The following is a 13547-nucleotide window of genomic DNA, read 5'->3' as shown; positions in this document are numbered from 1 at the left end:
TGCGAACAATTCCACCCACCAGATTCACGTCCTGCGGTCAGGACTTTACGCCCTGAGACGCAGCAAGCTGGGGCCATGACGAGTACAGCCCTCCGCAGCAGGGCGTGGAAACTGCTGGAGATGGTCACGACGCCGCTGCTGCCGTCGGACTACCTCGACCTGGTCAGCCCGCTGCGCGCGGGCGCCGACCTGCGGGGGCGCATCGAGGCCGTGCACCCCGAGACGGGGGACGCCGCGACCATCGTGATCAGACCGGGACGGGGCTGGCGCGGCCACACAGCCGGCCAGTACGTGCGGGTCGGGGTCGACGTCGACGGGGTGCGCCTGTGGCGCGCCTACTCCATCACCTCGCCGACGAACCGCGAGGACGGCCGCGTCACGATCACCGTGAAGGCGATCCCGGACGGCAAGGTCAGCAACCACCTGGTCCGCGGCGCGCTGCCGGGCACACTGATCCAGCTCGACCAGCCGACCGGCGACTTCGTACTGCCGCGTGCCAAGCCCGCCAAGGTGCTCTACCTGACGGCCGGCAGCGGCATCACGCCCGTGATGGGCATGCTGCGCGACACCGAGTTCGACGACGTCGTCATGGTCCATTGCGCGCCACGGCCGCAGGACGTGATCTTCCGCAACGAACTGCATGACCTGGTCGCGGACAAGAAGCTGCGGCTCACCGAGGTGCACACCGACACGGACGGCATGCTCGACATCGCCCGTCTCGACGAACTCGTGCCCGACTGGGCCGAGCGCGAGACCTGGGCCTGCGGGCCCGCGGGACTGCTCGACGCCGCCGAGAAGCACTGGGCCGAGCACGGCGTGCACGAGCGCCTGCACACCGAACGCTTCCGCCCCGGCATCGTCGTCACCGGCGACGGCGGCACGGTCACCTTCAGCGCCACCGGCAGGACCGCCGACGCGGACGGCGCCACGCCGTTGCTGGACGTCGGCGAGGAGGCCGGCGTGCTCATGCCCTCCGGGTGCCGCATGGGCATCTGCTTCGGCTGCGTCACGCCGCTCAAGGCGGGCGCCGTCCGCGACCTGCGCACCGGCGAGATCACCGAGGCCGAGCCAGGCGTCCTCATCCAGACCTGCGTGTCCGCCGCCGCGGGCCCCTGCGACATCGAACGGTAGGAGCACCTTGACCGCCATCGACCCCACCGCCCACCTGACCGCGGAGCAGATCGAGGAGCTCGGCCGCGAGCTGGACGCGATCCGCGACGAGGTGATCGCCAGCCGGGGGGAGAAGGACGCCGCCTACATCCGCAAGGTCATCTCGGCGCAGCGCAAGCTCGAGATGGCCAGCAGGGGCGTACTGCTGTTCTCGCTCTTCCCGCCGGCCTGGCTGCTCGGCACCGCCGGACTGTCCGTGGCGAAGATCATGGACAACATGGAGATCGGCCACAACATCCTGCACGGCCAGTGGGATTGGATGCGGGACCCGAAGATCCACTCCACCACCTGGGAATGGGACCACGTCTCGCCGGCCGACCAGTGGAAGCACTCGCACAACGAGCTGCACCACACGTACACCAACGTGATCGGCAAGGACAACGACCTCGGCTACGGCATCATGCGCGTCGACGAGGACCAGAAGTGGCACCCGTTCCACCTCGGCCAGCCGCTGTGGAACTTCCTCAACGCCTGCTTCTTCGAGTACGGCATCGCAGCCTACGACCTGGAGCTCGGCAGGAACCTGCACAAGCGCCGCCGCAACAACCCGGAGTTCCGCGCGCGGGCCAGGGCCGTGGGCCGCAAGATCCGCAAGCAGGTCCTCAAGGACTACGTGATCCACCCGCTGCTGTCGGGCCCGTCCTTCCTCCCCACGCTCGCCGCCACGTTCACCGCGAACCTGGTCCGCAACATCTGGTCCCACTCGGTCATCATGTGCGGGCACTTCCCCGAGGGCGTGCAGGTCTTCGAGCGCCGGTCGATCAAGGGCGAGACACGCGGCCAGTGGTACCTGCGCCAGATGATGGGCTCGGCGAACATCAGCGGCAGCAGGGCCATGCACTTCATGACCGGCAACCTCTCGCACCAGATCGAGCACCACCTGTTCCCGGACCTGCCGAGCAACCGGTACGCCGAGGTCGCGGTGAAGGTGCGCGCCCTGTTCGAAAAGTACGAGCTGGAGTACGTCACCGGGCCGCTGCCCAAGCAGGTGTTCTCCGCGTGGCACAAGGTCTTCCGGCTCTCGCTGCCGAACAAGAAGCCCAAGGTCAAGACGCCGGACCACGAGCAGGAGCTCGTCGCGGCCTGATCCTTGGTACTGGTTCAGATCTTTCGGCCGTACTGTGGGCGATCATGTAATTCGGCTCTGTCGGCGATCTTGTGACGCTGCCGGTCATGGGCTGTGCAGGATGCGTCTGCGGAGCAGGTCGAGTCTGGGCCCAGCGTGTCTACTCCGGCTCCTTCGACGACTCCCTCGCGGTGACCGCCCACCTGTTCCGGGCGGAGATCCCCAAGACCGGTGACGTCCGCGTCACCGTGGTGGGCCGCCGCGTGTGTGCCCAGCAGATCGCCGCGCCGGACGGCGCGCTGAACTGGCGCCGCGGTGACTGGGGCCGGCTGCTGCACGCTCCCATCGCCGTCCCGGCCGCCGTCGAATCCGCACTGCACAGCTATCTGACCGCATTCTCCCTGGTCTTCGGCTGCTTCGACTTCGCCCTGACCGGCGACGGCGAAGCAGCCCAGCACTGGGTGTTCATCGAGTGCAACCCGAACGGCCAGTGGGGCTGGCTGCCCGACGCAGGCGACATCACGGCCGCGTTCGCCGACATCCTGAGCACGAGCGTGGAAGGAGGCGGAGCGCGATGATGGCCGCCAGCCTGGAAACCGACGCGGAGCGGCTGCGGCAGGCGATGGCAACGGCCCTCGCCGGCGACGGCGTCCTTGCCGACCCCGGCTGGCGGGCGGCCGTCGAGCGGGTGCCCCGCCACGCCTTCGTGCCGGGCTTCTACCTGCCCGCCGACGAGCCCGACAGACAGGGTCTGACTGTGTGGGAGCCGGTCACCGCCGCGTTCGACTACGGACGGTGGCTGTCCTCCGCGTACTGCGACACGACCCTGATCACCCGGTTCCACGGCGACGAACCGGATTGGAAGGCACCCAGGGCGCGCCACGGCGGGGCACCGACCTCGTCGTCCACGCTGCCCTCGCTGGTGGTGCGGATGTGGGCCGACGCGGACGTGCAGGAGGGGCACTCGGTGCTGGAGATCGGCACCGGCACCGGCTACTCCACCGCGCTGGCCTGCGAACGTCTCGGCTCCGCCGACGTCACGAGCATCGAGGTCGACCCTCGCCGGCTGGAGCAGGCAGCGCCCTGTACGGCTGCGGCTACACGCCGACCCTGGCGGTGGCGGACGGGCTGTACGGGTACTGGCCAGAGGCCCCCTTCGACAGGATCGTGGCCGCCTGCTCCTTCCGCTCCATCCCCCCTGCATGCTGGCACAGGCCAGATCCGGCGGGAAAATCCTGCTCACCCTGTCCGGCTGGCTCTACGGCTACGCCCGCGTCCTGCTCACCGTCGGCCCCGACGGCACTGCCGCGGGCTGGCTGCTGGGCGGCACCGTGTCTTTCATGTCCGCCCGCACCCAGGCCGCGCCTATGTTCGGCAACCCCGCCCACTGGGCCGCGGGGCTTCCGGAGTCCGGGCGGGCCGCCCGGCACGGCCCCGAACGGATCACCTCCTCGACCGAAGAGGCGTTCCACTTGCGGTTCCTCGCCCAGTGCGCTGTGCCGGACGCGCAGATGACGACCGTCAAGGACGCTGTGCACCTCGTTGACGTCGTCACCGGCTCCGCCGCCACCCTCCCTCCCGGGGAGAATCGGTGGGAGGTGCGTGAGGGCGGCCCGCTGAAGCTGTGGGAACGGATCGCGGGTGCTGTCGGCCTGCGACGAGGCAGACCGGCCGGGACCGGAAACCTTCACCCTGCCCGTCCGCCACGATCGACAGAACCTGCGGCACCCGCACGTTCCTGACCTATCTCTGCCAGGGATCTGAGCAGTAGTGCCTGTTCCTGATCCGGCCGTGTCAGGGACACCGCCTGAAAGGGGGGATGAATGCGTTGTGGTCCAACGGGCTCTCATCCCGTAGCCGCTGCGCCGGGAGCTCCGTTCACCCGCCCAGGATTTTGCTGCTATCCCTTTCGGCCCGTGTCCCGGCCTCCTGCCGCCTCCGGCGACGGGCCGCGGGAGGAAGAACGTGTCTTCGGCGGTCTGAAGCAGGCCATCGCCGGGCAGTTGAAGTGTCAGCGGGATCGGGACAGTCCGCGGGAAAGTGGGCTCCCGGCACGGTTTCGGGGACGTCTGGGAGGAGAACTTCTATCGCTGGCTGCGCAGTATTTGCTCAATCAGGTCGGGACGCTGCTGCGCGAGCTTTGCCGCCTCCCGGATGTCCCTTTGGCCGATGGGTGCTTCGCTGAGATGGAAGTTGAAGCGGCCGGCGGACACGGCCATGTTCTTCATCCGGTTCTGCCGGATCTGGTGGGCGATGGTAATGATCACCGCCGCGGCTGCCGCATCGCCGACGAGCAGCACGGCCGCCCCGGCAGCTACGTGGCCCCCGGCGGCCAGAGCGATAGCGCTGAAGCTGGTCATGGTATCCCTCCTTGCGATCTGGTCACTCACGACACGGGCATCGCAACCCGATTACATGAGTGGAGAGTTGAGGCCCGCACGTACGGGCCAGGTGCTGGAATAACGGCTGTCACCAGCCAGACGTCGCTGCACATGGAATTACCGGTGGCAGGGGACTGCGGCGATCGTTCCTCGTGCCCACGGACGCGTTCTCGATGTGAACTCCCCCGAACGCTGCGTGCGGCCGGGGAAGTTCCGGAGGAATGCTGTCCGACCACCCCGGTTCGGGAGTGTAAATCTAACGGCCCTGTCTCACTTTCGGTGGTGACGGAGCGTGCTGCTATCCGAGGAGGATGCGGTGGCGAAGCAGGGTGAAGCCTGCTCGTCCATGCATCTGGCGCGCGATCCGCTTGGTCTTGGTGTTCACACCCTCGGTGGGGCCGTTGCTGTAGGGAAGTGTGAGGGCGGTGTTTACGGCTTCACGGTCTCGTTCCAGACCTCCAGTGAAGGCATGCAGGTGGGGCAGGTCGGCGCCGCGGACCTGGACGATCCAGCGCGAGAGGGCGTCGGCATTGTCGGCGTGAGGTGCAAGGAGCGGGGCGAAGTCACGGATGCCTGCGGCCAGTTGGGTCATCTCGGGGCAGGCGGCGGTGAGCTTGGCCAGGAGCTCGTGTTGCTCCGCCTTGAGGTTGTCGGGCCTGGTCAGCAGCATCCGGGCGAGCCTGCGCGGGGAGATGTGGCTGCGGTCGGCGTCCGCACGGCCCTGGTTGATGTACTTGTGCAGGAGGTTCAGGCAGCCCGTGAAGCCGAGTGCTTTGATCTCGTCGAAGAGGTGCTTGACGGGGACGCCGGGATCCTCGGCCCGGCGTTTGCGCAGGTGCTCGTGGTAGGGGTCGACGAGGCTGGCACGGTACTTGGGGACGCGGAGCATCCGCTCGGGCCGGTCGGCGCGGGCATAGCGTTTGACGGTGTTCAGGGCCAGTTCCAGGCGGCGGGCGCATTCGAGCAGGCCCACGCCCTGGTCGAGCAGGTCGTGGACCTGGTGCCAGCGCTCCAGGGTGGTCTGGGCGCGGGGCCCGTTGTAGATCGGCGCGTCCAGTACGGCGGCCCAGCAGGCGCTGTGCGCCTTGACCTCGCTCAGAGCGGCTTCGCACAGGTTGTGCCACAGATGCCACCGATCACCGACCTGCGTCGCACGGGGCAGGGCGCGGCGGATGGCCTCGGCGTAGGTCGCGGAGCCGTCACGGCACACGATCTCGATGTCCGGATGCTCGCGCAGCCATGCTTCCAGGGTGTCGGCCGTGCGATCGGCCAGCACGTCGATCCGCTCGTGGGTCTCGGCATCGATGATCACGGTGGCGTAGCGGTGCCGCCGGCGCAGCGCGAAGTCGTCGACGCCGATCACGCGGGGCACCCGCCCGGTGGGCAGCGGGATCCGCAGCAGGGCGCGCAGAGCAGTGTGACGCGAGACGCCCGCCGCGAGTATCGCCAGCAAACGTGCCCCCGCCCGGCCCGCTAACTCCTTGACCACCGCCTTGACCTGCCTGGTCAGCCGGGTAGTGCGTCGCTGGTATCGGTCCAGGACTCCGGGAACCTGCTCGCGGAAGGTATGTCGGCAGCCGCGGGTGGGGCACACCAGACGTCGCATCCGCACACGGACCACCACCCGCCGGCCGTCGACCGGCACGTCAGCCACCGTCCGCCAGTGATAGCCGTGCACCCGCCCCGACGACACCCCGCACACCGGGCAGGCCGCAGTGTCCTGCGGAGTCCGTGCCCGCACCACGACTCGCACGCCCTCGTCGACCACATCCTCGATGACCAGCGGGGACAGCCCTGAAAACACCGTCTGCACAAGCTCGTTGACATCCTTCACATGGATACCAACGACACCTCACCACTCTGCGTCACCACCGAATATGAGACAGGGCCGTTAAGTTGACACACCCGGTCTCGTTGCTGGCGGCTCAGGCTAGGGGGTGAGCGCGGGTGCGGGCTCCCCTTGGGCTGAGTCGTCGTCCGCCGACTGCCGGGGCGTGGCGCCGGTGGGTCCGTAGTCGGAGCGGCGGGCGCCGGCGTGCGCGTCGCCGCGGGTGTGCCAGCCCCAGTGTCGGATACGCACCACGGCCCAGTATTTGGCCGGGTAGAGCAGCAGGAGGGTGACCAGGCCTTCGGCGGGGGTGGCCCACAGCAGACGCCACAGGCGGGCAGGCAGGGTCATGCCCGGGCGCTGCATGACGTACTGGGAGGTCTCCATGTAGCGCATGAGCAGGTATGAACAGCCGATGGTCCACAGGTACAGCGAGGGCGCTCCGGAGAACGCCCCGGTGATCACTATCGCTGCCAGGGCCGGCAGGAACAGCCACTTCACCGAACCTGCCAGGGGGGCGATCAGCTGGCGCCACGCGAGGTTGGTGACGGCGAAGGGCAGCGCGGCCCAGGCGGATTTCCCCCAGCGCACTCGCTGCTGGAAGGTTGCGCGGATGGTGGTGGGCATCGCGGAGTGCACGCGTGCGTCGTGGACGGCGATGACCTGGCCACGCAGGAGGGCGTACATGGTCAACCGTCGGTCGTCGCCGGCGGTCCCCGAATTCACATAGTCACGGACGTTGTCGAAGAGGATCGGCGCCCGGTACAGCGACAGGGCCCCTGACGTGGTTTCGACCACGCCGAAAACCGATCGCGACGCCCGGTCGATGAGACAGGACGTGCCGACGTTGAGGTCCATGAGGCGGGTGAGCAGGTTGTGGTCGTGGTTGCGGGTCATCACCAGCCCGGTGGCGGCCATCACCCGTGGCTGAGACATCGCCCGCAGCAGGTGCTCCAGGGCGGTGTCCTCGACGACGGAGTCGGAGTCCACCGTCATGACGAAGTCCCAGTCCTCGGGGCGCAACCGGGCCAGAACGTGGGCTTGGGCGCGGCGTTTGCCGGCGTTGTTCTGGCGGTGAAGGACGACGCGGGGATCGTCGAAGGGGCGCACCGGGTGGCGCACCGATCCGTCGTCGACGACATGGATCTCATCGACCGGGCGGGTCTGGCGGAGCAGGGCCGCGATCGTGGCTTCCAGGAGCTCGGGCTCCTCCTCGTAGACGGGCACGATGGCGACGACCCGTCCCGGCGCGACGGGGCCGCGACCGTGGCGCCGGTTGATCTGCGAGGCGGCCACGAAGTAGGTGACCAGCGCGGCGTTGACCAGATAGACGGCTGTGAGGAACGGGCGCTCGTGGGGGTTGATGACCAGCCAGCACCGGGCCGCCCAGCCGAGCAGTCCGATCACGCCCAGCACGCAGACGACCAGAGCGCTGCGGCTCGCGGCGTTACGGTGCATAGCGGTTGTGTCGATTGGCGTAGCGGTAGAGCACCGCACCGCCGAAGACGAGGACGAGAATGACGGCCAGCACCCACTCGTAGGCGATCGACACCCCGAGCATCGTGATGCCGGCGCCGGTTTGGGCAAGGCTTTCTCTTCCGTACATGCAACACCTCCGCCCTGAGCATCCACCGGAGCCTGTCAAGCCACGACCCGTAGGAGCCTTGTGGGGTGCGGGACCGCTTCTTTTTCACTGTCCTGGCCGTATCGGTGGCGCGGTGACGCCGGTCGCTTGCCGTCGTGTCGTAGCGTCGTCATCGCATGCCTTCATGAAGGCATTTCCACCGGGATGGCGGCCAGCTCTCTTTCCGCACCGTCGTTGACGTCGCCAGAGCTCAGCGCTGGCAGCAATGGGCTCTGGAGTCAGGCGGGGACCGGTCTTTCGCTACTCGGCCAATCCGAAAGGGCACGTCATGCGTTGCGACCTTGTGGTCATCGGCCTCGGCTATGTCGGTCTGCCACTCGCGGTGGAAGCTGGTCGTTCGGGGCTGAGCGTGACGGGTCTGGACTGCGACGCTCGCGTCGTGGCACGGCTTAACCACGGTAAGTCGCATGTCGACGACGTTGACGACGCGGCGATGGCCGACCTGCGCGCTGCGGGTTTCACCGCGACCACGGACGAGCGGGTGATCGCCGAGGCCGATTCCGTGGTCATCTGCGTCCCCACTCCCCTGTCGGATCACGGCGGTCCGGACCTGGGCATGGTCGAGGACGCCTGCGCGATGGTCAGTCGCAGGCTGCGCCCGGGCACCCTGGTGGTGCTGGAGTCGACCAGCTATCCGGGAACCACCGACGAGGTGGTCCTGCCCATCCTCGAGCAGTCTGGGCTTCGCGCCGGCAGCGGCTTCTACCTGGCCTTCTCCCCGGAACGGGTGGACCCGGGGAACAAGGTCTACGGAGTCCGTAACACTCCCAAAGTCGTCGGGGGCTATTCGGATGCCTGCACCACGACTGCGGCGATCTTCTACAGGAAGTTCGTCGATCACGTCGTGGAGGCCGCCGGCACCCGAGAAGCCGAAATGGCCAAACTCATCGAGAATACCTACCGGCACGTCAACATCGCCCTGGTCAACGAAATGGCAATCTTCTCCCACGAACTGGGCATCGACCTGTGGGACGCCATCTCCTGCGCCGCCACCAAACCCTTCGGCTACCAAGCGTTCCGCCCAGGACCGGGAGTCGGCGGCCACTGCATCCCCGTCGACCCCAACTACCTGGCCCACAAAGTCCGCACGCTCGGGTACCCGTTCCGCATGGTCGAACTGGCGCGGGAGATCAACGCCCGGATGCCGGGCTATGTCGTCGAACGCGCCCGCCAGCTCCTGGACAACCACGGCAGCACACTCAGCGGCGCGAACGTTCTCCTGCTCGGTGTCACCTACAAAGCTGACATCGCCGACCAGCGCGAAACCGCCGCAACGGATGTCGCCAGAGGACTGCGCGCACACGGCGCCCGCGTCACCTACTACGACCCCTACGTCAGCAACTGGGAGGTCGACCGAGAACCCGTAGCCCACGGCACCTGCCTGACGACCGCTCTGAAGCAGACAGACCTGGCAATCCTCCTGCAGCATCACACGGCATTCAACATGAACGAGATCGAAACCCTCGCCCCGCTCCTCCTCGATACCCGCGGCACCACCCACCCTCACTCACACATCGTCCGCCTTTGAACGCACCGCACTATGACTGGATCCGCCGCACGCGGATCCGTCCAGCTCCGAGTGCTGGCAGTCCGCCGGGCCGGCACCCATGGGTGCAGTTGCTGGTCGCCCGATTCGGCTGCGGCTCGGGCGCCACCTACGAACCAGGGGCGGGACTCGCGGCGCCGCCGTGGCCCAGCCGACCCCACAGCACCGCGGGCCAGGAGGTTTCGAGCATCAGCACGAACGTCCCATGGCCGGTGTTCGTCCCGCGGGCCCCTTCAAGGCCCTCCGTCGGGATCGAACTCGGTGAAGAGCAGGACGAGGCGACCGCGCATGGCGGACCACTCGGCCTCCAGTTCCCCGTCGCCCAGGCCGAGCGCACGGGCGGTGAGCAGGAGGCCGCGCATGGCGTGGATGGTGGTGGTGAGGCTCGACTCGAAGCCCGGTTGCTCGGTGCGTGTGCCGGCCAGTTGGTGGACCGCTTCGGACAGCGCCGTGTGCAGGTTGTCTTCGAACGTGCGCAGGGCACGACGCATCTCCGGGTCGCGCCGCACTCCCGCCATGAGTTCCAGGCAGGCCTGGTACTCACGCGTCCGCTTCAGGCTCCACAAGGTGTCGAGTGCCCGAACCAGTCGGCCCTCCGTCGGACCCTCGGTGATGAGCCGCAGATGCAGAGGGATGTGGGCCCGGTAGAGCTCGACGAGGTGGTCGAGGGTGGCTTCGACGAGCGCGAGCTTGGTCGGGAAGTGGTGGACGAGCCGGCCTCGGGTGACACCCGCGGCCTCTCCGACGGCGTTCGTGGAGAATCCCGCGTAGCCCTGATCGACCAGGACGTCGACCGTGGTGTCGAGCAGCAGCTCCCGGGTGTTCAGGGCGCGTTGCTGAACGCGCCGGGTACGAGTCGGGCGGGAGGGCTGTGACATGCGGAAAGTCTACGGGTCGGCGGCGGATGGCTGCTGTGCGCGATGCAGGGAGGCAGCCATCCGCTCAAGCGGAACTCAGTCGTTGGTGAGCATGACGCGCAGGGCTTCGCCCGTGCGCATCAGGTCGAGGGCGTCGTTCACCTGGGCCAGAGGCAGGCGGTGGGTGACAAGGGCTTCGAGATCGATGCGGCCGGCTCGCAGCAGGCCGATGATGCGGTCGTAGGTGCGGGTCACGTCGTCGCCGCCGTACACGGAGGGGACGATGCGCTTGGCGCTGACGAAGAGTTCGAGCAGGTTGACCGGCAGCATGTCCTCGAAGCCGCCGACTCCGACGAGGCACATGGTCCCGCCGCGGCGGGCGGCTTCGTAGGCGGAGCGGACGGTGCCGGGCCGACCGACGGCTTCGATGACATGATCGAAGCCGAGGCCGCCGGTGAGGTCGGCCACGGCGCCGGCCAGTTCGTCGGGGGCGACGGCGGTGGTGGCGCCGAAGTCGCGCGCCCAGTCCCGGCGGCGGGCGACCGGGTCGACGGCGACGATCTGCGCGGCGCCCGCGGCCTTCGCGCCCATCACGGCGCTGATCCCGACACCACCGCATCCGATGACTGCCACGTTCTCCCCCGGCTTGACGCCGCTGGAGTTGATCGCTGCGCCGATCCCGGTGGTGACACCGCAGCCGATGAGGGCTGCTGCCTCGTAGGAGACGTCGTCGGGCAGCGGGACGGCGAATCCGGCGTCGAGGACGACCTCCTCGGCGAAGGTGCCGGCGCCCATGAAGCGGTACAGGTCCGTGCCTCGGGAGGTGAACGCCGGTACCCGCATGGCTTGCGAGCCGCTGTCGCACAGATTTGACTCGCCGATCCGGCAGTGCGGGCAACGGCCGCAGGCCGGACGCCAGTTGACGATGACCCTGTCGCCGGGCCGGACATGGGTGACGCCGTCGCCGACCTCCAGGACCTGGCCGGCTCCCTCGTGGCCGAGGACGAGGGGGGCGGGGCCGGGGATCTTGCCGGACATGCCGGAGAGGTCGGAGTGGCACAGCCCGGTGGCCTTGATGGCGACGCGGACCTTGCCGGGCCCGAAGCCAGTGGCTTCGACGGCGTCGCGTATCTCCAGCTTGTCCTGGCCGGGCGCGGTGATGAGGGCGGCGAGCATGATGACTCCTCAGGGTGGCAGCGCTGCCACGAGTGGGTGATGAGAGTGGGGGAGTGGACCCCGGCCGGATGGTCCGCGAAAGGATCGCCCGGCCGGGGCCCGGATTCCGGACTCGCGGGTTGAGCGCCGAGCCGGGAGGCGGGGCGGACCGTTCAGGTCGCGGGCAGCGCAATCGCCTTCTGTTCCAGATAGGCCGTCAGGCCCGCAGTACCGAACTCGCGGCCGATTCCGGAGTTCTTGAAGCCCCCGAAGGGTGCGGTCAGGTCGATGGAGAAGCCGTTGACGGTGAAGGTGCCGGTGCGTATCCGGCGGGCGATGTCCAGACCGCGTTCGGTGTCGGCGGTGACGACGGCACCGGAGAGGCCGTAGTCGGAGGCGTCGGCGATACGTACGGCCTCGTCCTCGTCGTCGTACGGCATGAGGCAGACGACGGGGCCGAAGATCTCCTCGCGGGCGACGCGCATGTCGTTGGTGACGTCACCGAGGAGGGTGGGCCGGACGTAGGCGCCCGCCTCCAGGCCCTCCGGCACCCCGCCGCCGGTCAGGAGGGTTGCTCCCTCTTCCACACCGATGCGGATGTAGTCGAGGTTGCGTGCCTGCTGGCGCTTGGTGACGAGAGGGCCCACCTCGGTGGTGAGGTCCAGTGGATCGCCGACCGTGAGGGCTGCCACCGCCTCGGTCAGGCGGACGGACAGCTCCTCATACCGCGTGCGCGGCAGCAGAACGCGGGTCAGGGCCACGCAGGCCTGGCCGTTGTTGAGGAAGGAGCCGGTCAGGACGGTGCGTACGACCACGTCGGGGTCGGCGTCCGGCAGCACGATCAGGGCGGACTTGCCGCCGAGTTCGAGGGTGACGCGGGTGAGGTTGCGGGCGGCGACCTCCATCACGCGCCTGCCGGCGGCGACGGAGCCGGTGAACGCCACCTTGTCGACGCCGGGGTGGGCGACGAGGTACTCGCTCACCTCACGGTCGGCCGGCAGCACCGACAGCACGCCCTCGGGCAGACCGGCCTCGGCGGCGACCTCGGCGAGGAGGTAGGCGTCCAGCGGTGTCTCCGGCGACGGCTTGAGGACCACGGTGCAGCCGGCGGCCAGCGCGGGGGCGAGCTTGGAGGCCGCGGTGAACTGCGGCACGTTCCAGGGAACCACGGCCGCGACGACGCCCACGGGTTCGCGGCGTACCACCAGCGGCGAGCGCATGCCCTGACGCTGCTCCTCCATCGGGAGGGCGGCGGCGGCCTGGGCGGTGACGGCGAAGTGTCCGACGGCTCCGAGCACCTGGTTGGTGACGCTCCAGCCGATGGGAGAGCCGTTCTGGCGGGAGATCAGGGCCGCGAACTCCTGCGCGCGGGCCGCCATGAGTTTCTGCAGCCGCTCAAGGATCGTCAGGCGCTCTTCCATGGTCATCCGAGGCCATGGGCCGTCGTCGAATGCCGTACGGGCGGCGGTGACCGCGCGGTCCACGTCCTCGCGGGTCGCGTGCGGGACCCGGCCGACGAGACCGCCGTCGTGGGGTGAGAGCACGTCGATCACGTCTGTGCCGGAGGGTTCGACCCAGCGGCCACCGATGAAGAGCGTGCGGTACTCCGGCACGTCGGCGGACATGGCTACTCCTTGCTGTTTCGCCCCTGCGGTGGAGCGTCGGCTGCGCCGACGTCCGCGCCGGCCGCCATTAAACGTACAGTACTGACTGTTTAGCGGAAAGGATTATGAGTCAGTGCTGACTGTTTTTGTTGACTCCCTCCGAACACGTGAAGTCAGGCGTTCCCGGGCGGGAGAGGTGTGGTGGCGTGAACGCGTGGTCCCGGTGCGGGAGTGTCGATGCCCTCCCACGTCGCAAGGCGGACCGGGTGCGCGGTGGATCACAGTGGGCGGAGGG

Annotated in this window: 11 protein-coding genes and 1 pseudogene; 5 read left to right on the top strand and 7 right to left on the bottom strand. The window is 68.5% G+C overall.

The genetic code is table 11. The features are described from left to right. The first annotated feature begins 75 nt into the window (after positions 1 to 75). From WN71_RS08800 to tgmC, 4 genes and pseudogenes are all read left to right on the top strand, one after another. The gene (locus WN71_RS08800; protein WP_046592172.1) at positions 76 to 1131 is read left to right on the top strand and encodes a ferredoxin reductase; all 1056 of its coding nucleotides are present in this window, start codon (positions 76 to 78) and stop codon (positions 1129 to 1131) included. A gap of 7 nt (positions 1132 to 1138) precedes the next feature. Next, complete coding sequence (locus tag WN71_RS08795; RefSeq protein WP_046592171.1) at positions 1139 to 2257, top strand: fatty acid desaturase family protein; 1119 nt, start codon at positions 1139 to 1141, stop codon at positions 2255 to 2257. An 86-nt stretch (positions 2258 to 2343) separates the two neighbouring features. Next, a complete protein-coding gene (locus WN71_RS08790) occupies positions 2344 to 2814 on the top strand; it encodes an MvdC/MvdD family ATP grasp protein (RefSeq protein ID WP_240529603.1) in 471 nt (156 codons plus the stop codon). Continuing rightward, positions 2811 to 4000 (top strand): annotated as a pseudogene (tgmC, locus tag WN71_RS08785) (ATP-grasp peptide maturase system methyltransferase). Before WN71_RS08790 ends, tgmC begins: the two are co-directional and overlap by 4 nt. Before the next feature lie 320 nt (positions 4001 to 4320). On the opposite strand, the gene WN71_RS08780 reads toward tgmC, so the two are convergent. The 4 genes from WN71_RS08780 to WN71_RS41795 all read right to left on the bottom strand — a co-directional run bounded on the left by WN71_RS08780 (position 4321) and on the right by WN71_RS41795 (position 8051). Then, positions 4321 to 4596 carry a hypothetical protein gene (locus tag WN71_RS08780; protein WP_046592170.1) on the bottom strand — a complete coding sequence of 92 codons (276 nt, stop codon included), beginning with the start codon at positions 4594 to 4596 and terminating at the stop codon, positions 4321 to 4323. Positions 4597 to 4915: 319 nt separating this feature from the next. Beyond that, positions 4916 to 6451 carry an ISL3 family transposase gene (locus tag WN71_RS08775; protein WP_420856475.1) on the bottom strand — a complete coding sequence of 512 codons (1536 nt, stop codon included), beginning with the start codon at positions 6449 to 6451 and terminating at the stop codon, positions 4916 to 4918. A 96-nt stretch (positions 6452 to 6547) separates the two neighbouring features. Further along, a complete protein-coding gene (locus WN71_RS08770; protein WP_052743224.1) occupies positions 6548 to 7903 on the bottom strand; it encodes a glycosyltransferase family 2 protein in 1356 nt (451 codons plus the stop codon). Next, the gene (locus tag WN71_RS41795; RefSeq protein ID WP_167382905.1) at positions 7893 to 8051 is read right to left on the bottom strand and encodes a hypothetical protein; all 159 of its coding nucleotides are present in this window, start codon (positions 8049 to 8051) and stop codon (positions 7893 to 7895) included. The genes WN71_RS08770 and WN71_RS41795 overlap by 11 nt, the downstream gene beginning before the upstream one ends. A 307-nt stretch (positions 8052 to 8358) precedes the next feature. Here WN71_RS41795 and WN71_RS08765 point away from each other — a divergent pair, with 307 nt between their 5' ends. Continuing rightward, positions 8359 to 9618: a nucleotide sugar dehydrogenase gene (locus WN71_RS08765; RefSeq protein WP_046592168.1), complete on the top strand. Its 1260-nt coding sequence runs from the start codon at positions 8359 to 8361 to the stop codon at positions 9616 to 9618. 251 nt (positions 9619 to 9869) lie between these two features. Here the strand turns inward: WN71_RS08765 and WN71_RS08760 are convergent, their stop codons facing one another. From WN71_RS08760 to WN71_RS08750, 3 genes are all read right to left on the bottom strand, one after another. Beyond that, positions 9870 to 10514, bottom strand: a complete 645-nt coding sequence (locus WN71_RS08760; RefSeq protein ID WP_052743223.1) for a TetR/AcrR family transcriptional regulator — start codon at positions 10512 to 10514, stop codon at positions 9870 to 9872. A gap of 75 nt (positions 10515 to 10589) precedes the next feature. Then, a complete protein-coding gene (locus WN71_RS08755) occupies positions 10590 to 11669 on the bottom strand; it encodes a Zn-dependent alcohol dehydrogenase (protein WP_046592167.1) in 1080 nt (359 codons plus the stop codon). A gap of 152 nt (positions 11670 to 11821) precedes the next feature. Next, positions 11822 to 13273, bottom strand: coding sequence for an aldehyde dehydrogenase (locus WN71_RS08750; RefSeq protein ID WP_046592166.1), 1452 nt, complete (start codon positions 13271 to 13273; stop codon positions 11822 to 11824). Between the last annotated feature and the right edge of the window lie 274 nt (positions 13274 to 13547).

Origin of the sequence: Streptomyces mangrovisoli (genome assembly GCF_000974985.2) — a bacterium.
GTDB classification, from domain to species: Bacteria; Actinomycetota; Actinomycetes; order Streptomycetales; family Streptomycetaceae; genus Streptomyces; species Streptomyces mangrovisoli.
The sequence above is the reverse complement of the archived record's forward strand: the minus strand, read 5'-3'. Positions and strand labels throughout refer to the sequence as shown.

What these genes read in the sequence shown, in the direction of transcription:
- WN71_RS08800 (WP_046592172.1), top strand. Translation starts at nt 76, where the DNA reads ATGACGAGTACAGCCCTCCGCAGCAGGGCGTGGAAACTGCTGGAGATG.
- WN71_RS08790 (WP_240529603.1), top strand. Translation starts at nt 2,344, where the DNA reads ATGGGCTGTGCAGGATGCGTCTGCGGAGCAGGTCGAGTCTGGGCCCAG.
- WN71_RS08780 (WP_046592170.1), bottom strand. Translation starts at nt 4,596, where the DNA reads ATGACCAGCTTCAGCGCTATCGCTCTGGCCGCCGGGGGCCACGTAGCT.
- WN71_RS08770 (WP_052743224.1), bottom strand. Translation starts at nt 7,903, where the DNA reads ATGCACCGTAACGCCGCGAGCCGCAGCGCTCTGGTCGTCTGCGTGCTG.
- WN71_RS41795 (WP_167382905.1), bottom strand. Translation starts at nt 8,051, where the DNA reads ATGTACGGAAGAGAAAGCCTTGCCCAAACCGGCGCCGGCATCACGATG.
- WN71_RS08765 (WP_046592168.1), top strand. Translation starts at nt 8,359, where the DNA reads ATGCGTTGCGACCTTGTGGTCATCGGCCTCGGCTATGTCGGTCTGCCA.
- WN71_RS08760 (WP_052743223.1), bottom strand. Translation starts at nt 10,514, where the DNA reads ATGTCACAGCCCTCCCGCCCGACTCGTACCCGGCGCGTTCAGCAACGC.
- WN71_RS08755 (WP_046592167.1), bottom strand. Translation starts at nt 11,669, where the DNA reads ATGCTCGCCGCCCTCATCACCGCGCCCGGCCAGGACAAGCTGGAGATA.
- WN71_RS08750 (WP_046592166.1), bottom strand. Translation starts at nt 13,273, where the DNA reads ATGTCCGCCGACGTGCCGGAGTACCGCACGCTCTTCATCGGTGGCCGC.